The sequence below is a fragment of the Nocardia sp. NPDC059154 genome, from assembly GCF_042755705.1.
Taxonomy (GTDB): Bacteria; Actinomycetota; Actinomycetes; order Mycobacteriales; family Mycobacteriaceae; genus Nocardia.
In genome coordinates this window covers 1-17,309 of record NZ_JBHZCS010000081.1, presented here as the reverse complement: position 1 = coordinate 17,309, position 17,309 = coordinate 1, and the positions used below count along the sequence as shown (strand labels likewise).

Below are 17,309 nucleotides of genomic sequence, written 5' to 3'. Positions count from 1 at the left end.
CTTCCGATAAACGGGCTCTCCGGATATGTCCGGGCAGAGACCCTACCCCCGGAACCGGGCGAACCGCCGGTACTCGACCGATCTCGACCGAATCGAGACCCGTGGGCCTACCGCCGCCGCACTGCGAACCGAAACCGACAGTGCAGCAGCGTAATACAGCGGCGACTCAGCGCAAGGCCTGGAAGGTGAGCACGGTGGTGCCGATCCGGATGGCGTCCCCGTCGGCCAGCACGGCGGCCGATTCGATGGACTCCTCGTTGATGTAGATGCCGTTGGCGGAGTGCAGGTCCTTGATGAGCAGCCCGGCCCGGCTCGGGGTGATCTGCGCGTGGTACCGGCTGGCCTTGGGATCGTCGAGCACCAGATCGTTGTCCGTCATGCGGCCGATCTTCACGCCGTTCGGGCCGATCGGCACCACCCGGCCGTCGGACAGCCGCAACTGCCCGGCGCGCACGGCGCGCGGCATCTCGGTGACGGTCTCGGTCATGGCCTTGGCCATGCGCTCGACCTCGTGAATCTGCCCGGTGCTCAACGGTTCCTGACGCAGCACCTTCTGCTCCAGCGCGATGAGCGCGGGACCGGGATCGATGCCGAGCTCGTCGGCCAGCACGGTGCGCACCCGGCGGCAGGCGTCGAGCGCGTCGGCCTGACGGCCGGACAGATAGAGCGCGGTGATGAGCTGCGCCCACAGCGGCTCCCGCAGCGGATGCGCACTGGTCATCGACACCAGCTCGCCGACCACGGAAGAGGCTCGGCCCAAAGCGATTTCGGAGTCGATGCGGGCGGAGGCGACCAGCAGCCGCTCCTCGTCCATGGCGGTGGCGAAGCTCTCCGCGAAGCCGAGGCCGGACAGATCGTCCAGGGCGCGGCCGCTCCATTCCGCCAGCGCCTCGCCGAAGAGCCGGGACGCGGCGGTGGGGTCGCCGATCGAGGCGGCCTCCGAACCCTCGCGGCGCAGCGTCTCGAAGCGCCCGAGATCGCACTCGTCGTCCTCGATCTCCAGCCGGTAGCCGGAGGATTCGGTGCGCAGCAGCGCCACCGGGTCGACCCCGGCGGTGCGCAGGGTCTTGCGAATATTCGAGACGAACACCTGCAGACTCGCCTGATAGGAGTCCGGCGGATCGTCGTTCCAGACAATGTCGGCCAGCGCCTGCGAGGACACCGCGCGCCGCCGGTTCACGGTCAGAGCCGCCAGCAGCGCACGCGGCTTGGGGCCGCCGACCGGCACGGACCGACCGGCGACCAACAGCTGCACGGGGCCCAGGACCCGCACATCGACAGTCATGCCACCTGCCTCGATAGAGACCGCGGCGCGCCCGCCGCTCGAAAATTGCCCGGGATTCCGCTCGTTGCAGCGGAATCCCGACCTTTGAGCTTACTTGGCGCTGATCGAACGTCCCGCAGAGTTCAGGTCGTTGCAGGCCTCGACGACGCGCGCCGCCATCGAGGTCTCGGCCTTCTTGAGGTAGCTGCGCGGGTCGTAGACCTTCTTGTTGCCGACCTCGCCGTCGATCTTCAGGACGCCGTCGTAGTTGCCGAACATGTGGCCGGCGACCGGACGGGTGAAGGCGTACTGGGTGTCGGTGTCGACGTTCATCTTCACCACGCCGAAGCGCAGCGAGTCCTCGATCTCCGACTTCAGCGAGCCCGAACCGCCGTGGAAGACGAAGTCGAACGGCTGCGCGTCCGCGCCCAGGCCCAGCTTGGCGGCTGCCACCCGCTGGCCCTCGGCCAGCACCTCGGGCTTGAGCACCACATTGCCCGGCTTGTACACGCCGTGCACATTGCCGAAGGTGGCGGCCAGCAGGTACTGGCCGTTCTCCCCGGAGCCCAGCGCGTCGATGGTCTTCTCGAAGTCCTCGGGCGAGGTGTAGAGCTTCTCGTTGATCTCGGCCTCGACGCCGTCCTCTTCACCGCCGACGACGCCGATCTCGACCTCGAGGATGATGTTCGCCGCGTGTGCCTGCTTCAGCAGTTCCTTGGCGATCTCCAGGTTCTCGTCGATCGGGATCGCGGAACCGTCCCACATGTGCGACTGGAACAGCGGGTTCAGGCCGTTCTTCACGCGCTCGGCCGAGATGGCCAGCAGCGGGCGCACGAAGGTGTCCAGCTTGTCCTTCGGGCAGTGGTCGGTGTGCAGCGCGATGGTCACGTCGTACTTCGCGGCGACCACGTTCGCGAACTCGGCCAGCGCGACCGCACCGGTCACCATGTCCTTCACGCCCAGACCGGAACCGAATTCCGCACCGCCGGTGGAGAACTGGATGATGCCGTCACTTCCGGCGTCCGCGAAGCCCTTGATGGCCGCGTTGATGGTCTCCGACGAGGTGCAGTTGATGGCGGGGAACGCGAAGGAGTTCTGCTTGGCCCGAGCAATCATCTCGGCGTAGATCTCCGGAGTCGCGATGGGCACAGTGACCTCCGTGTTGTGTGTGGTGCGTACTACAAAATTCTGTCAGTTGACACGATAGGACAGCCCCTTTTCTCCGGGGCAATGGCCTCACATACCCCACAAGTTTGTGAGGTTGCTTCGACGTTCGGTGTGATGTCCGGGCTACCGGTACTGTGGTGGCCGTGACCTTGCTGGCCGTATCCGATGCCGTGACGACCAATGCCGCGCTCCCCGCGATCTTGGATCCAATGCACCTCCTGACGGAGACTTGGCTGCAGCACGCGGTGCTCCCGGCGATCCTGGCCATCGTCTTCATCGAGACCGGTCTGCTGTTCCCCATCCTGCCCGGCGACTCGCTGCTGTTCACCGGCGGTCTGCTGGCGGCCCAGGCACACCCGCCGGCCGGCATGAACATCTGGTGGCTGGTGCCGGCCACCGCGTTCGTGGCCTGGCTCGGCGACCAGAGCGGCTACTGGATCGGGCGCACCATCGGCCCGGCGCTGTTCAAGAAGGAAGACACCCGCTTCTTCAAGCAGCGCTACATCACCGAGACCCACGCCTTCTTCGAGAAGCACGGCCCCAAGACCATCGTGCTGGCCCGCTTCGTGCCCATCGTGCGCACCTTCATGCCGGTGCTGGCCGGTGTCTCGAAAATGGACTACCGCAAGTTCGCCACCGTCGACATCATCGGCGCGGTGCTGTGGGGCGGCGGCGTCACCGTGCTCGGTTACTTCCTGGGCAATGTCGAATTCATTCGTAAGAACGTCGAGGCGATCTTCCTGCTGATCGTGTTCGTGTCCATCCTGCCGGGCATCATCACGGTCGCGAAGAACCTGCTGCACCGCGGCCAGGCCCCGGAACAGGCCGAGTACGCCACCTCGACGAACGAGCCGACCCACTGAGCCCTTCGGTGTCGATCACCCCGCTAACCCTCGCATCGGGCGGCCCTGCCGTTCTTTCCGCCTCCGGCGGATTCGGCCCGCTCGAGACAGCCGGACCAGTGCTCGTCTGGACCGTGGTTCTCACCTTCGTCTTCCTCGAGTGCGCACTCATCATCGGGCTGTTCCTGCCCGGTGACTCCATGCTCATCACCGCCGGTGTGGTGCTGGCCTCGCAGGTCGGCGAGGGGCAGGTCTGGGCGCTGTCGATCGGCACCATGATCGCGGCCATCGCCGGCAACCAGGTGGGGTACGCCTTCGGCCAGCGCGCCGGACACCATCTGGTGGCGCGCAAGAACGGGAAGTACATCAATACCCGCAATCTCGCGCGGGTTTCGGACATGCTGCACAAGCACGGGTTCCTGGCGGTGCTGGTGGCCCGCTGGATTCCGTGGGTGCGCACGCTGTGCCCGCTGGTCGCGGGCGCGGCCGGGATGGACCACCGCAAATACACCATCGCCTCGTCCGTCGGCGCGGTCATCTGGGCGCCGGTGATCCTGCTGGCCAGCTACTACGCGGGCAGCTTCCTGGAGAACATGTCCTGGCTCATGCCCGCGGTCATCGGAACCCTGGTGGTCGGGTTGGTGCTCGGCACGGTCCTGGGCGTGCGGCAGTACCGCGTCGAAATGGCACGTCCCGCCGAAGATTTCGACCTCGACGTGGCAGAGGCCGCGACGGTGCCGCTGCCCCGGCTGCCGCGCGCCTGAACGATTACAGCCCGGCGGCCGTCACCGTGTGCGCGGCCTCCATCAGCTTCCAGCCCGAAAGCTGCACCGACAGATCGCGTTCCGGGCTGCGCGAGGCGGTCACCGAACCGCCCTCGAAGCCGCCCGCGCCCGCGATGCCCGGAAGTCGCGCGGGCTGCCGCCAATCCGCGCCGAACAGCGGCTCACCCTCCACATCCAGGCGGTGCTCCCAGGCCGCGGTCGCGGACGCGCGCACCATCGCGGCGGCCTTGCGGCGCGCGGCCACCTGGGCGGGGCCGTCGCCGGGCAGCATGAGGGCGGTCAGCGCCAGGTAGCGGATGAGAATGCCGTTGAACAGGCCGCCGTCCCCGCCGCCGTCGCCGACCACCACGCCGTCCGCGGTCAGATGCTCCTCGACCGCGTCCACCAGCCGGACCGCGCGCTCGGCGTGCCGCGGTTCGCCGGTGTGCACGGCGAGTTCGGTTTCCAGGCCGAGCGTCACGCCCTGGCAGTAGCTGTAGACCGGCTTCTCGACCTCGCCGGAGGGTAGGTGGATGCCGTCGAAGATGAGGCCGGTCTCCTTGTCGCGCAGGTTGGCGTCGAGGAAGTCGGCCAGTTCCTGCGCCAGGTGGTAGCGGCCCAGGCGCGCCATCGCGATGCCTGCCGGGCCGTTGGCCGGGGCGTTGTAGAAGTCGGAGCCCTTACGCCAGGGGACCGCGCCGAACTCCGGATCGAACCCGTTGGCCAGCGTCTTCTCCAGAGTGAGCAGCGCGCCCCGCACCTCGGCGACACCCTGGGTGCGTTCGGCCCGCTCCAAAGCGATTGTCAGCCAGGCCATGTCGTCGTAGTAGTTGTTGGTCCAGCCGGTGATATTGCGCAGGCGCGAGGCGTGGGCGATGGACCAGAGGCGGCGCTGCCGGGCGGGGGTCGGCGCGCGATTGGCGGCGTCGACCGCGCAGTCGATCAGGTGGGCCTGCCACCAGTAGTGCCAGAAGGCGAAAACCCGCTCACCCTTGGTGGCGGGCCAGCCCACCACGCCGAGCTGGGTGCCGGGACAGCCCCACAACTTGCGTAGGTGACGCGAGAGGATCGCGGACTCCGCCAGGTCGGCTCGCTCCGACCAGAGGGCGGCGGTCGGCTCGATATTGCGTCCGGTCCGCGAAGTCATAGGACTTATCGTGCCAGTCGGGCACTGCGCTCGTGGCTGATTTGTTACCGAGAGTCGTCCAGCTCACCAGGCGGTGGTGAGGTCGGCGTGCTGGCGGATCCAGGCGTGCATGGCGATGCCCGCGGCGACACCGGCATTGATACTGCGGGTCGAGCCGAACTGCGCGATCGAAACGGTCAGCAGCGCGCCCGCTTTCGCGGCCTCGGTCACGCCCGGGCCCTCCTGGCCGAAGAGCAGCAGGCACTCGCGCGGCAACGCCGCGGTCTCCAGCGGCACCGCACCGGGGACGTTGTCCACCGCCACCACCGTCAGTCCCTCGCCGGCCGCGAAACGCAGCAGCTCATCGATGTCGGCGTGATGGTGAATGTGCTGGTAGCGGTCGGTGACCATGGCCCCGCGGCGATTCCACCGCTTGCGTCCGACAATGTGCACGGCCGCCGCCGCGAAGGCATTGGCCGTGCGCACCACCGTGCCGATATTGGCGTCGTGCCCGAAGTTCTCGATGGCCACATGGAACGGGTGCCGGCGGCTGTCGATGTCGGCGACGATGGCCTCGCGCCGCCAATACCGGTAGGCATCCACCACATTGCGCCGGTCGCCGTGCTCGAGCAGGTCCGGGTCCAGGCGCGGATCGTCCGGCGGCTCGGCGCCGAACTCCTCGCGCCACGGTCCGACGCCGTGCGGATGCTCACCCCATTCGGTCGGTCCGGGGGTCGGCGGTTCGTGGGCGGTCGGGGCGGAACTCACCCCGGCGATGGTAGTTGCCTAGTGCGAGGAGCCGACCGCGCCCACGATGATGGCGAGCACGATGAACAGGATGACCAGGACCATCAGCGCGGTGGCGACGATGCCGCAGATCCAGCCGGCCGTCACCATGCCGCTGCCGCCGATCATGCCGTTCGACTCGCTGATCTCCCGGCGGGCCTTGCCGCCCATGATCCAGGCGATCGGCCCGAGCAGCTGGCAGAACACCAGACTCATGATGCCGAGGATCAACACGACCACCGCCTGCGGATGATCCGGCGCGGGCGCGCCGTAGTAGCCGGGCGGGTAGTAGCCGGGCGCCTGCGGCGGGTAGCCCTGGGGGTAGCCGGGCTGCTGGTTGTAGCCCGGCTGCTGCTGGTAGCCCTGGGACTGCGGATCCCAGCCCGGCGGGGGCGCGTCGTAGGTCATGGCTGAATGCTAGGTGGTCGTGCTGGCTACACCGAATATTTTCTGGGCTGCTCCCTCGCCACCGCACCGCGCCGCCCGCGACCATGAATCCATGAGCGATACGGCCGCCCTACCCAGCATCGTGCTCGATCCGCCTGCGCCGCAATCGGATCCGGGCCACCGCCCCGCCCCCGCGTCCGTGCTGCGGACCTTCCTGGTCACGCCGTTCCGGGCGCGCACCTGGAAGGAATTCGCCTACCTGATCATCGTTTTCGGGCTGGGCTGTGCCGCCGCGGTCTATCTGTTCCTGGGTATCGGCGGCAGCCTGTACCTCTCGGTGTTCGTGGTCGGCATCCCGGTGCTGGCGGCCATGATCCTCGGCGGGCGGGTATGGGGCCGCATTCATCGGGTGCTGGGCGCGGTACTGCTCGACGCGGCCCTGCCCGAGCCGCCCCCGTTCACCTTTCGGCCCGGGCCGATCGGCTGGCTGCGCAGTGCCTTCACCGATCGGACCTCGTACCGCGCCCTGCTGTTCCTGATCCTCGACGGCCTGCTGGGTGTGGTGATCGGCTACGGTGTGCTGACGGCGGTGGCGGTGACGGGTTTCGTTGCGCTGTCGCCGATTCCGTGGGCACTCATGGATCCGGTCAATGTGGACGAACGCGGCGTGTCGCACCGGTCGATGATCCAGTTCGGCGACTACTACCTCGACACCTGGCCGCGCGTCCTGGGTTTCGCGGCGCTCGGCGTGCTCGGCTGCTTCCTGCTGCCGTGGCTGATCCGCGGCGTCTGCCTCCTGCACCGCGCCCTCGCGTTCTGGCTGCTGACCCCGACCGCCCGCGATCTCGAGCTGGCCGGCCTGCGCGAGAGCCGCCGCGCGGCGGTCGACGACTCCACCGCCACCCTGCGCCGGCTGGAACGCGACCTGCACGACGGCACCCAGGCCCGGCTGGTCAGCATCGCCATGATGCTGGGCCGCGCCGAGGAGCGGATCGCGGCGGGCGGCGATGCCGCCGAGCTGATCGCCCAGGCCCGCACCGGATCCAAGGAGGCACTGACCGAACTGCGGGAACTGGTGCGCGGCATCCATCCACCCGCCCTCGAACTCGGGCTGGAACCGGCGCTGGAGACCCTGGCCGCCCGCTGCGCGCTGCCGGTGGAGCTGCGGGTGCTGCTGCCGCTGCGGCCCAGCTCGGCCATCGAGGCCATCGCCTATTTCTCGGTCGCGGAACTGCTCACCAATGTGGTGAAACACGCTGCCGCGAACCGGATCTGGGTGGCGGTGCGGCCGGCGGGGACGGATGCGCTGGCGGTGAGCGTGCGCGACAACGGCCAGGGCGGCGCGCTGCAACCGATGGGCGGACCCGGCGAAGGCGTTGTGGTGGGCGGGCTTTCGGGACTGGCGCAGCGGGCGCGCGCGGTGGACGGCACGCTCACGGTGGACAGCCCCATCGGCGGCCCGACCGTGGTCACGCTGGTGCTGCCGCTGGCCGGGCCGCAATGATCGAGGCTGTGAACACTCCGGACAACGAGGACGCGAACACCGCGAACCAGCCGCTGCGGGTGGTCATCGCGGAGGACAATGCCATCCTGCGCGACGGCCTCACCGCGTTGCTGGCGGAACGGGGGTTCGAGGTGGTGGCCGCGGTGAGCGACGCGACCGGTCTGCACGCCGCGGTTGCCGACCAGCTGCCGGATGTCGCCGTGGTGGACGTCCGCATGCCGCCCAGCTTCACCGACGAGGGCCTGCTGGCCGCGCTCGCGCTGCGCCGCAGCCATCCCGGCACCGGGGTGCTGGTGTTCTCGCAGTGGATCGAAACCCGTTATGCCACCGAGTTACTGGCCGCCGGAGCGGGCGGCGTCGGCTACCTGCTCAAGGACCGGGTGGCCGACGTCGGCGATTTCACCGAGGCCCTGCGCCGCGTCGCCACCGGCGGCACCGCGCTGGACCCGGAGGTGGTCGGCCAGCTCATGGGCGCTGCCCGGCAACAGGATTCGCTGGCCCGGCTCACCCCGCGCGAGCGTGAAGTGCTGGAATCCATGGCCCAGGGACTGTCGAACGCGGCCATCGCCCGGGCCCTCTCGGTGACCGAGCGCGGGGTGGAGAAACACATCGGCAACATCTTCTCCAAGCTGGAATTGCCGCCCTCGGATCTGCATCATCGGCGGGTACTCGCCGTTCTGCGGTTGCGGGGTTGAAACATCGCTGCACGGTTGCCGGGCGTGGAAGACTGGGCCCATGACTCGATCGAGTTCCGCGGAATTGCTGAAATCGGTTGAATACTGGCCGAATCACCTCCTGACCATCGCGGAGTGGTCGCTGCTGCCGGAAAACAATCGGCACTGCCGCGAACTGGTGGACGGCGTGCTGGTGGTGGCGCCGCAGCCGCCGCGGCATCAGCTCGCGGTGTGGCGTTTGGCCGCCCAGCTGGAGCGGGCGCTGCCGCGGCGGGTGGCCGCCATGGCGCGGATCGAATTGATCATCGACGACGGCACGCCGCCGACCGTGCGGGTGCCGGACGTGCTGATCGTGGGCGGTGCGGCCGGGGCCGAGCACGCCACCCGGGTGCGGCCGGGGGATGTGCTGGCGGCGATCGAGATCGTGTCGCCGGGTTCGCGCCGGGTGGATCGGGTCATGAAGTTCGCCGAGTACGCGGCGGCGGGGATCGGGCACTACTGGCTGCTGGAGACCGAGGAGTCGCTGCGGCTGCTGACCCATCGACTGCAGGACGGTCGATACCTACCGACCGGTGAGTACTCGGGACAGGTGACCCTGGCACTCGGCGGCCTCGACCTGCCGCTCGATCTGGACGCGCTCACCACGCTCCGCACATCCGGCGTGTCCGTTTGACCCACCAGCCCTCTGACCTCGCCTGATCGGGCCACGCGGAACAAACTTCGGGACTATCCTGGAATTCTGAAAGGCCGTGGTTGGAGGGTGTCATGGACCACGCGCGTATAGCCCGTACGGTGCTCGGAGTGACGGCGGCATATCTCGTCGCACTCGGGTTGTGGCTGGGGTGGCTGGTCCCGCTCACCCCGCCGGGTACCGTGCCGGTCCAGATCGTCACACTGGTCGGTCTCTTCGGAACGTTCCTGGGCCTCGGCATGCTGTTCGCCCAGCGCCCCAGCCGCTCCGACCGCAGACTACGCCGGCACGGGCTCGAGGGCTGGGCGAACATCGAAGCGGTCCATCCCTTGCAGCGCACCGACCACTGCACCGAGATCACCGAACTCGATCTCGAACTCGTGGTGCCGGGCTCGGAGACCTACTACGGCAGCATCGTCTTCGATGTCGAACCGGTGGTGAAACCGAGAATCGCTGTGGGCGGCACGATTTCGATCCGTGTCGATCCGCAGAACCGGGACCGGATCATCCTCTGCCTCTGATATATATCCAGCTCAGTGCCGGATTCGCACGATTCGGGCCGTAGGCTCCTGGGCATGACGATCGCCGAGAAACCCGACCGCAGGGAAGCGCCGCTGGTGCTCGACACCCAGCCGCCGCGCACGCTGGGGTTCACGGATCAGGCGGCGTTCTGGCTCAATCTCGGCGTCAGTCTCATCGGCTTCAGCGGCGCCGCGTACGTGCTCTTCCCGACCGGGAACCCGCCGCTCCCGCTGGCCGGGGCGCTGCTGGCGACCGTCCTGGGCACCGTGGTCGGCGCGGCCATGGTGGCCGGACCGGGCGCCGTCGGGGCCCGCACCGGCGCGCCGGCCATGGCGGTGCTGCGCGGCCTGTTCGGGACGCGGCTCTCGTACCTGCCGACGGTCGCCAATATCGTGCAGTGCATCGGCTGGGGTGTGTACGAGCTGACCGTGATCGCGCTCGGCGTCTCGGCGCTCACCCACGACCGGGTACCGCACTGGGTGGTGATCGTCGCGGCGGGCACGCTGTCCACCACCATGGCCATCTGGCCGCTGTCCGCGGTGCGGGCGCTCCGCAAATACGTCTCGGTGGCGGTGGCCGTCGCCATGCTCTACTTCACGATTCAGCTACTGCGGCAACCGATTCCGGTGCAGCACGACACCAGCTGGAGCGGGTTCTGGCCCGCCGTCGACACCACCCTGGCCGTATCCATCTCGTTCGTGCCGCTGGCCGCCGACTACACCCGGCACTCCCGCTCGGCGAAGACCGCCGCCGGGGCCACCGTGGCCGGCTACTCGATCGCCCAGGTGTGGTGCTACCTGCTGGGCATCATCGCCATCCTGCAGGCGGGCGGCAATGCCGACCACGTTTTCGACTCCTTCCTGGGCGTCACCGCGGGCTGGGTCTTCTTCGCGGTACTGGTGCTGCGCGAGTCGGACCAGTCCTTCGCCAATGTGTATTCGACGGCCATGTCCATCCAGAACCTGCTGCCGCGGGTGGATCGGCGACTGCTGGCCGGACTGGTCGGTGTGGCGGTGACACTGCTGGCGCTACCGGTGCGCGACTTCAGCAGCTACGCGAATTTCCTCTATCTGATCGGCTCGGTCTTCGTGCCGCTGTGCGCGGTGCTCATCGTCGACTACTTCCTCGGTCAGGGCCGCCGCGACTGGAATCTGGCGCAGAACGCGCCCGCCCGGCCGCTCATGCTGCTGCCGTGGGCCATCGGCTTCGTGGTGTACCAGCTGTTCAATCCCGGCTCCATCAGCTGGTGGGCGACATTCTGGACCCGGGCACAGGACGCGCTCGGCGTGCATCCCGGCTGGTGGTCCTCGGCCTCGCTCTACTCGTTCCTGGCGGCCGCGGCGGTGACCGCGCTCCTGGTGCGGGTCCGGCGGGGATGACCGACGGCCGCGTCTACGGCATGGGCTTCGACCCGCTGGTCGAACCCGATTGGCCCGCACTGACTTCCGCCGAGGTGGACGCGGTGCTGGGCACGGACGCGGCGATCGTGTGGCGCAGCCCGAGACCGCTGTCGGCGACCGCCCGGGTACGCCCCACGGACGGGCACGACCTCATCGTCAAACGCCTCCCCCGGGCGCTGCGCGACGCCGCCGCGCTCGGCGAGGAGCACCGCTTCATGGATCACCTGCGCTCGCAAGGAATTCCGGTGCCGCGCGTACGGCACACGGTCGACCTGGGCGATTTCGCCTACGAGGTCCAGGAATCGGGTGGCGGACGAGACGAGTACGAGGGCGTCTTCTCCTGGACGCCGTACCGCTCTCTCGACGGGGCGGCCGCGGCCGGGCGCCTGCTGGCCCGCCTGCACCTGGCCGCCGCGGGATACGAGGCGCCACGCCGCCCGTCCCGGCCGCTACTGGCAAGCTTCACCCTCTTCGCCTCCGCCGATCCCCTTGCGGCCGTGGCGAATCGGGCTGCGGAACGCCCGGCTCTCGGCGCATTCCTCGCCGAACGCGACTGGCGGGCGGACCTGGAACGCGTCCACCTCCCGGCCTACGAGCGGCTCCGGCCTCTGCTCGCGGACCTGGAACCGCTGTGGACACACAATGATTGGCACGGCACGAACCTGCTCTGGCGCGACCGCGACGTCACCTCCGTCATCGACTTCGGCCTGTGCGACCGCACCACCGCCGTCCACGATCTCGCCATCGCCATCGAACGCAGTGCCGTGGACTGGATTTCGATCCGCGACGGCGGACCGGCGAAGGTGCGATTCGACCAGGTACGCGTGCTGCTCCAGGGCTACGAATCGGTCCGGCCGCTGACCGCCGCCGAGCGGCGCGCCCTCCCGGCGCTGCTCCCCCTCGTGCATTGCGAGTACGAGCTGTCCGAGATCGACTACTTCCTCGGCGTCGTCCCCGGCGGCAATGCGAAGAACGCCGAAATCGCCTACGACGAGTACTTTCTCGGCCATACCGCATGGTGGACGGAATCCGGCGCGGGCCGCGAACTGCTATCCGCAATCCCCGGAATGGCGCGCGTCACCGAATAGTGGTGGCGAGCACAATTCTACGGATCTCGAATGGCGGCAGCGGGACTTGATTCCGCGACCGCGATCGGATAAAACTTGTTCCGTTGCCATCGGCAACGCGAATCGTTCTGCACGCCATCTGAGTTCAGCGTGCTGCGGGGGTCGGGAGGACAGGAAAAATCATGCGTGGTGGGCACGGGTGTCGGGGCCGTGGTCGGCGCCGTCATCTGCGCCGTCACCGTGGTCGGCATTCCGCTCATCCCGCTGTGCGCCCTCGGCCCGGCGCTCCAGGGCGCCCTGATCGGCCTGCTCGTCGGCGCGGTCGACCCGGATGCCATTCCGCAGGTCCTGCCCTGATCCCTCGGGGATAAAAAACCGGAACCCCATCCCGAAACTCGGGATGGGGTTCTTGTCCAATCGAATTCGATGACCGGCAGCGGTTACCGATGACAGATACGGTGACCTATTCGATTACCGATATGGCTACCGATGCGCGCGGGGATCTGCGAGCAGGTATTGCGCGGCGGCATACGTGCCGAGAATGACGCCCTCACTGATCCGGCGCGACTTCTCATCGCGCGCGAAAATACGCCGCAGCACGATCAATCCGTCGGACAGCGTGAACAACAGCGCACCCACGCCCAATCGGCTGCGCGGGTCTGCATTCGGAATATTCACGCCCGCGATATTCTTCGCGTCCTGGGCCAGTTCCGGATCGGACGCCAGCGTGGCCGCCGTGCCGAGGGTCGCGCCGTAGACGGTGAGCGGCACCGCGATCGCCGGGGCCTTGAACCGCATCAGCGCCGCCGCGCCCAGCCAGGCCGCCAGGCGCGGAGCCGCGATCTGCGCGCGCGGCCGGCCGCCGCGCCGGAACCACAACCACGAGTACCCGGTCTGCATGACCGCGAAAGACGAAGCGCCGGCTATCAATCGGCGATCGTCATCGGGGTCGATGAGCAACACGTCGCCGACCGTGGCCGCGGCCAGTGACCCGAGCAGCACCGTGCGATCGGTGCGATGCAGAGCCGCGCCGTTCATCGCCACATCGGCCGCCAGCAGCGGCATCAGCAAAGGCTTTGCGGCCCACTGCAATTTCTCGCGGCCGGTGACGGCGCCGAACACCGTCACCACCGCCGCGCCGACGAACGCGGCGCGGAACGGGCGGGCCATCAGAAGCTGGGTTCGGCCGGCGCGGGCGGCAGCACCGCGACCTGACCGGCGTAGGACAGGCCCGCACCGAAGCCGAGCAGCAGCGCCAGCTGACCGCCCTTGGCCTTGCCGGTCACCAGCATCTCCTCCATGGCCAGCGGAATCGAGGCCGCGGAGGTGTTGCCGGTGTTCTCGATGTCATTGGCCATCGGGATGTCGTCGGCGAGCCCGAGGTTCTTCTTCATGAGCTCGTTGATGCGGGCATTGGCCTGGTGCGGGATGAACACCTCGATGTCCTCCTTGGGCACGCCGGACTGCTCGATGGCACTCGACAGCGCGCGCGGCAGGGTGACCGCGGCCCAGCGGAAGACCTTGGGGCCCTCCATGTGCAGCGACATGCGGCCCACCGGCTCGACGGCCGGGTCGGTGCCCTGCAGGCGCTGCGCCTTGTTCATGAACTCCAGGAAGTCGACGTCCTGCGCGATGGCCTCGGCGTTCTCGCCGTCGGAGCCCCACACGGTCGGCGAGATGCCGTTCTCCTCGCTGGGCCCGACCACGACCGCGCCCGCGCCGTCGCCGAAGATCATGGCGGTGCCGCGATCCTTCGGGTCCAGGCCCACGGTCATGGTTTCCGCGCCGATCACCAGGATGTATTCGGCCGAGCCGGAGCGGATCATGTCGGTGGCGACACCCAGGCCGTAACCGAACCCGCCGCAGCCGGAGGTCAGGTCGAAGGCCGGGATGCCGTTCATGCCGAGGTCGGCGGCGACGCTCGGCGCACCGTGCGGGGTCAGCTTGAGCCAGCTGGAGGTGCAGAAGAGCAGCGCGCCGATCTTGGACCGGTCGATGCCGGTGTTGTTCAGCGCCCGGTTGCCCGCCGCCACCGCCATGGTGCGCAGCGTCTCGTCACCGGAGATCCAGCGCCGGTTGTGGATGCCGGTGCGCTCGAAGATCCACTCCGGGGTGGAGTCCAGGACCTCGCACACTTCGGCGTTGCTGACCAGGCGCTGGGGCCGGTAGGCGCCGATGCCGAGCATCGCAACATTTTGATGACCCTTGTTGATTGCAATGCTCACCACTGGTGACTCACACGACCCTTCACAACACCTTTGTCGGACGTAAGACCAGCACAGGCTAACCCAGAGCAAGGGTTCAGCCCAGAGCAAAGTCTTGTTAACCCTTCGGTAAGGACTTAAGTCCTCACCCCAGCGCGAGGTCCTTCAGACCCAGGATCGACCGGTACTCCAGACCCTCGGCCGCGATGATGTCGTCGGCGCCGGTCTCACGGTCCACCACGGTGGCCACACCGACCACGATGGCGCCCGCCTCACGCAGCGCGCGCACCGCGGTGAGCGGGGAGTTTCCGGTCGTGGTGGTGTCCTCGACCACCAGCACCCGCTTGCCCACGATGTCCGGGCCCTCGATCTGACGCTGCATGCCGTGCGTCTTGGCGGCCTTGCGGACCACGAAGGCGTCGATGGCCCGGCCGGGCGCGTGCATGACCGCGGCCGCCACCGGGTCCGCGCCCATGGTGAGCCCGCCCACCGCGTCGAAGTCCCAGTCCGCCACGAGTTCGCGCAGTAGCTTGCCGATGAGCGGGGCCGCCTCGTGGTGCAGGGTGGCGCGGCGCAGGTCCACGTAGTAGTCGGCTTCCTTGCCCGAGGACAGGGTCACCCGGCCGTGCACCACGGCGAGGTCGCGCACCAGAGCCGCGAGTCTGTCCCGGTCTGTGGTCGTTACCTGCATTGCTTTCTCTATGTCCTTCCGCGTGCGTTGAACAGGCCCCGGTTCAGGCGGGTCACCAGGGATCGTGGGATGAACCCGGCGATCGCGACGATCGCTTTGTACTGCATTCCGGGCACGCTGATCACCCGGTCTCTCTCCAGATCATGCAGCGAACCCGCCACCACCTCGTCCACGCTCAACCACAACGGTCGCGGTAGCGAGGCCATGTCGATTCCGGCCCGCTCATGGAATTCGGTGCGGACGAATCCCGGGCACAAGGCCTGCACCCGGACTCCGGTTCCGGCCAGCCCGCCGGCCAGCCCCTGTGAAAAGGATACGACGTACGCCTTGGAGGCCGAATAGGTCGAACCCCGTCCGGGTATCAGGCCCGCGGTGCTGGCCACATTGACCACGGTGCCCTTGGCCGCGTGCAGCATGGGCGGCAGGGCCGCCCGGGTCAGCTGTACAACGGCGGTGACGTTCACATCCAGTTGCTGCTGCAGGGCGTCCGGCTCCAGCGTCCAGAACTCGCCCGACATGCCGAATCCCGCATTGTTGACCAGGAATTCGACGCCCTGTGCCAGGCGCTCGGCCACCCGGCCGAGGTCGGCGGAGCGGCCCAGGTCCGCGGGCAGCGTCTCGGCTCGCGCACCGAAACGCACCCGCACATCGTGTGCCAGCGCGGCCAGCCGATCCTCATCCCGCGCCACCAGCACCAGGTCGTAGCCGAGCGCGGCGAGCCGGGTGGCGTACGCCTTGCCGATGCCGGAGGTCGGTCCCGTGATCAAGGCCACCGGGCGGTGGGCACCCGGCAGGCGCGGGGCGCCCGCCGGACGATCAGCGGAACTCTCGGTCATCGGCGGCCCATCACTCGCACGACTGGGGAGCGGTCGGCAATGACCGGAACTGCGCCCCCATTCTGATCCCTGACCGACCCACCCGCGGCGAATTCGCGCAGACACCACGTGGCTGCGGCGTGCCGCGCGCGGACACGGCCGGGGTGGGTCACCTCGGCGCGGGTCCCTGGTAGGGGCGGAACCCCGGATGGAACGGACCGCCGGGCGGGGCGCTGCGGCCCTGGTCCTTGCGCCAGCCCTCCTCGGGCTCGCGGTCGGACTCGGATTCGTCGTGCCAATCCTCGGATTCCGGTTCCGCCCAACGGTCTTCGTCCCCGGGGCGGCGCCGATCGTCCTCGTCGTACCGGTCCGGCTCCTCCCCCTCGGGGGCGGGCGGCCAGTTGCGGCGCGGGCGGTTGCGCGGGTCCGGCACGACTTTCAGTGCGGGACGCCAGTTCTCGGGCTCGTCGTCCGGTTCGCTCGCGCCGGCGATATCGCTGACCAGCGGGGACTCGTAGTCGTCGGCTTCCTCGGCGCGCGGGCGGGCCGGGCGGTCCTGGCCGCGTGGGCGATCGCGGTCGTCGTCGCCGAAGTCGCCGAATTCGTCGTGGCCGTCGTAGTCGTCGTCCTCGGGAACCGGGTGCGAGCGACCAGGTTCGGGGAGTTCGTCGCGGCCGCGCTCGGCATTGATGACCGGCGGCAGCACGTGCAGCAGGCCCGACAGCCGCAGCACCGCGTCGATGGCCATTTCCCAGTCCTTGGCCACGGCCCCGACCGGCAGCATGCCCAGGGTCCAGTTGCCCTCGGACCACAGCTGCTGCACGGTGTCGGGCAGCGACTCGATGAACGCCACCATGCGCTGATCCACCGCGTGCCGGGCCACGTCCGGGTTGGTGGCGAAGACCACCCGGTCGCCGATGGCGCCGAGCAGCTCTAGATCGTGATCCTTCGGCGGCGCCGCGGTTTTCAGCCGCAGGTCGATGTCGATGTCCGAGCCGATCTGCCGGCGCACCGCGACCAGGGTGGCGGCGTCCTCCAGATCGAAGAGCACGAACTTCTCACCCTTGCGGTTGCCCGACACCACGTCCACCGCGGACAGGTAGCCGAGCTTGGCCAGGGCGCCGCGCCGCCAGGTGGAGGCGAGCGCGGGCTCCACCGAAACATAGGTGTAGCCCTGGGATTTCGCCCAGACCTGTCGCACGTGCCCGGTACGCTGCCGCTGCAGCCGATCGAAATAGAGCAGCACGATCGCACCCACGAGCGCGATCGCCGCCAGCCCGAACCATATCGCCGTCATCGCCGCCTACCCTACTGTGTTTAATTGCCCCTCCGCTTCGCTCCGGGGCGGGTTCGCGGCGCTGGAGGTCTCGATTCTTCCCTCCTCCGCTCCTCCGCTTCGCTCCCC

At 68.6% G+C, this 17,309-nt stretch carries 19 protein-coding genes; 9 read left to right on the top strand and 10 right to left on the bottom strand.

The annotated features are described in order from the left end of the window. Window positions 1-166: 166 nt before the first annotated feature. On the bottom strand, window positions 167-1,285 hold the full coding sequence (locus ACFXN1_RS43425) for a BTAD domain-containing putative transcriptional regulator (protein WP_379401247.1): 1,119 nt from the start codon (window positions 1,283-1,285) through the stop codon (window positions 167-169). Between the two features lie 90 nt (window positions 1,286-1,375). After that, window positions 1,376-2,413: a class II fructose-bisphosphate aldolase gene (gene fbaA, locus ACFXN1_RS43420; protein ID WP_354843373.1), complete on the bottom strand. Its 1,038-nt coding sequence runs from the start codon at window positions 2,411-2,413 to the stop codon at window positions 1,376-1,378. A 227-nt stretch (window positions 2,414-2,640) separates the two neighbouring features. On the opposite strand from fbaA, the gene ACFXN1_RS43415 reads away from it, so the two are divergent. Both ACFXN1_RS43415 and ACFXN1_RS43410 read left to right on the top strand, forming a co-directional pair. Beyond that, window positions 2,641-3,294: a DedA family protein gene (locus ACFXN1_RS43415; protein ID WP_379401331.1), complete on the top strand. Its 654-nt coding sequence runs from the start codon at window positions 2,641-2,643 to the stop codon at window positions 3,292-3,294. A gap of 98 nt (window positions 3,295-3,392) precedes the next feature. Next, the gene (locus ACFXN1_RS43410) at window positions 3,393-4,037 is read left to right on the top strand and encodes a DedA family protein (protein ID WP_379401246.1); all 645 of its coding nucleotides are present in this window, start codon (window positions 3,393-3,395) and stop codon (window positions 4,035-4,037) included. A gap of 4 nt (window positions 4,038-4,041) precedes the next feature. Here the strand turns inward: ACFXN1_RS43410 and ACFXN1_RS43405 are convergent, their stop codons facing one another. The 3 genes from ACFXN1_RS43405 to ACFXN1_RS43395 form a co-directional block, all read right to left on the bottom strand. Then, a complete protein-coding gene (locus tag ACFXN1_RS43405; RefSeq protein WP_379443243.1) occupies window positions 4,042-5,184 on the bottom strand; it encodes a glycoside hydrolase family 76 protein in 1,143 nt (380 codons plus the stop codon). A 63-nt stretch (window positions 5,185-5,247) separates the two neighbouring features. After that, entirely contained in the window at window positions 5,248-5,931 is a 684-nt protein-coding gene (locus ACFXN1_RS43400; protein ID WP_379443242.1) for a TrmH family RNA methyltransferase, read from the bottom strand. An 18-nt stretch (window positions 5,932-5,949) separates the two neighbouring features. Next, window positions 5,950-6,357, bottom strand: coding sequence for a DUF4190 domain-containing protein (locus tag ACFXN1_RS43395; protein ID WP_379443241.1), 408 nt, complete (start codon window positions 6,355-6,357; stop codon window positions 5,950-5,952). 91 nt (window positions 6,358-6,448) lie between these two features. On the opposite strand from ACFXN1_RS43395, the gene ACFXN1_RS43390 reads away from it, so the two are divergent. From ACFXN1_RS43390 to ACFXN1_RS43360, 7 genes are all read left to right on the top strand, one after another. Continuing rightward, window positions 6,449-7,840 (top strand): sensor histidine kinase, encoded by a 1,392-nt coding sequence (locus tag ACFXN1_RS43390; protein WP_379443239.1) that lies wholly within the window; start codon window positions 6,449-6,451, stop codon window positions 7,838-7,840. A 53-nt stretch (window positions 7,841-7,893) separates the two neighbouring features. Continuing rightward, window positions 7,894-8,535 carry a LuxR C-terminal-related transcriptional regulator gene (locus ACFXN1_RS43385; RefSeq protein ID WP_379401330.1) on the top strand — a complete coding sequence of 214 codons (642 nt, stop codon included), beginning with the start codon at window positions 7,894-7,896 and terminating at the stop codon, window positions 8,533-8,535. Window positions 8,536-8,575: 40 nt separating this feature from the next. Further along, window positions 8,576-9,187: a Uma2 family endonuclease gene (locus ACFXN1_RS43380; protein ID WP_379443238.1), complete on the top strand. Its 612-nt coding sequence runs from the start codon at window positions 8,576-8,578 to the stop codon at window positions 9,185-9,187. Between the two features lie 92 nt (window positions 9,188-9,279). Further along, a complete protein-coding gene (locus ACFXN1_RS43375; protein ID WP_354843354.1) occupies window positions 9,280-9,726 on the top strand; it encodes a hypothetical protein in 447 nt (148 codons plus the stop codon). A 54-nt stretch (window positions 9,727-9,780) separates the two neighbouring features. After that, the gene (locus ACFXN1_RS43370; protein ID WP_379443237.1) at window positions 9,781-11,106 is read left to right on the top strand and encodes a purine-cytosine permease family protein; all 1,326 of its coding nucleotides are present in this window, start codon (window positions 9,781-9,783) and stop codon (window positions 11,104-11,106) included. Next, on the top strand, window positions 11,103-12,215 hold the full coding sequence (locus ACFXN1_RS43365) for a phosphotransferase enzyme family protein (RefSeq protein ID WP_379443235.1): 1,113 nt from the start codon (window positions 11,103-11,105) through the stop codon (window positions 12,213-12,215). The genes ACFXN1_RS43370 and ACFXN1_RS43365 overlap by 4 nt, the downstream gene beginning before the upstream one ends. A 165-nt stretch (window positions 12,216-12,380) precedes the next feature. Further along, complete coding sequence (locus tag ACFXN1_RS43360) at window positions 12,381-12,551, top strand: hypothetical protein (protein WP_379443234.1); 171 nt, start codon at window positions 12,381-12,383, stop codon at window positions 12,549-12,551. A 126-nt stretch (window positions 12,552-12,677) separates the two neighbouring features. Here ACFXN1_RS43360 and ACFXN1_RS43355 read toward each other — a convergent pair whose 3' ends face one another. From ACFXN1_RS43355 to ACFXN1_RS43335, 5 genes are all read right to left on the bottom strand, one after another. Next, window positions 12,678-13,364 carry a lysoplasmalogenase gene (locus ACFXN1_RS43355; RefSeq protein ID WP_379443233.1) on the bottom strand — a complete coding sequence of 229 codons (687 nt, stop codon included), beginning with the start codon at window positions 13,362-13,364 and terminating at the stop codon, window positions 12,678-12,680. Then, window positions 13,364-14,422 (bottom strand): beta-ketoacyl-ACP synthase 3, encoded by a 1,059-nt coding sequence (locus ACFXN1_RS43350; RefSeq protein WP_379443231.1) that lies wholly within the window; start codon window positions 14,420-14,422, stop codon window positions 13,364-13,366. The genes ACFXN1_RS43355 and ACFXN1_RS43350 overlap by 1 nt, the downstream gene beginning before the upstream one ends. Window positions 14,423-14,543: 121 nt before the next feature. Continuing rightward, window positions 14,544-15,089 carry an orotate phosphoribosyltransferase gene (gene pyrE / locus ACFXN1_RS43345; protein ID WP_354843337.1) on the bottom strand — a complete coding sequence of 182 codons (546 nt, stop codon included), beginning with the start codon at window positions 15,087-15,089 and terminating at the stop codon, window positions 14,544-14,546. Between the two features lie 8 nt (window positions 15,090-15,097). Next, complete coding sequence (locus tag ACFXN1_RS43340) at window positions 15,098-15,925, bottom strand: SDR family NAD(P)-dependent oxidoreductase (RefSeq protein ID WP_379443230.1); 828 nt, start codon at window positions 15,923-15,925, stop codon at window positions 15,098-15,100. A 148-nt stretch (window positions 15,926-16,073) separates the two neighbouring features. Continuing rightward, window positions 16,074-17,201: a hypothetical protein gene (locus tag ACFXN1_RS43335; protein WP_379443228.1), complete on the bottom strand. Its 1,128-nt coding sequence runs from the start codon at window positions 17,199-17,201 to the stop codon at window positions 16,074-16,076. Window positions 17,202-17,309: the final 108 nt, after the last annotated feature.

Bases quoted from the DNA above. Each gene is read 5' to 3' on its own strand.
- ACFXN1_RS43425 (WP_379401247.1), bottom strand. From the start codon at position 1,285: ATGACTGTCGATGTGCGGGTCCTGGGCCCCGTGCAGCTGTTGGTCGCC.
- ACFXN1_RS43415 (WP_379401331.1), top strand. From the start codon at position 2,641: ATGCACCTCCTGACGGAGACTTGGCTGCAGCACGCGGTGCTCCCGGCG.
- ACFXN1_RS43405 (WP_379443243.1), bottom strand. From the start codon at position 5,184: ATGACTTCGCGGACCGGACGCAATATCGAGCCGACCGCCGCCCTCTGG.
- ACFXN1_RS43395 (WP_379443241.1), bottom strand. From the start codon at position 6,357: ATGACCTACGACGCGCCCCCGCCGGGCTGGGATCCGCAGTCCCAGGGC.
- ACFXN1_RS43390 (WP_379443239.1), top strand. From the start codon at position 6,449: ATGAGCGATACGGCCGCCCTACCCAGCATCGTGCTCGATCCGCCTGCG.
- ACFXN1_RS43380 (WP_379443238.1), top strand. From the start codon at position 8,576: ATGACTCGATCGAGTTCCGCGGAATTGCTGAAATCGGTTGAATACTGG.
- ACFXN1_RS43375 (WP_354843354.1), top strand. From the start codon at position 9,280: ATGGACCACGCGCGTATAGCCCGTACGGTGCTCGGAGTGACGGCGGCA.
- ACFXN1_RS43370 (WP_379443237.1), top strand. From the start codon at position 9,781: ATGACGATCGCCGAGAAACCCGACCGCAGGGAAGCGCCGCTGGTGCTC.
- ACFXN1_RS43365 (WP_379443235.1), top strand. From the start codon at position 11,103: ATGACCGACGGCCGCGTCTACGGCATGGGCTTCGACCCGCTGGTCGAA.
- ACFXN1_RS43355 (WP_379443233.1), bottom strand. From the start codon at position 13,364: ATGGCCCGCCCGTTCCGCGCCGCGTTCGTCGGCGCGGCGGTGGTGACG.
- pyrE (WP_354843337.1), bottom strand. From the start codon at position 15,089: ATGCAGGTAACGACCACAGACCGGGACAGACTCGCGGCTCTGGTGCGC.
- ACFXN1_RS43340 (WP_379443230.1), bottom strand. From the start codon at position 15,925: ATGACCGAGAGTTCCGCTGATCGTCCGGCGGGCGCCCCGCGCCTGCCG.
- ACFXN1_RS43335 (WP_379443228.1), bottom strand. From the start codon at position 17,201: ATGACGGCGATATGGTTCGGGCTGGCGGCGATCGCGCTCGTGGGTGCG.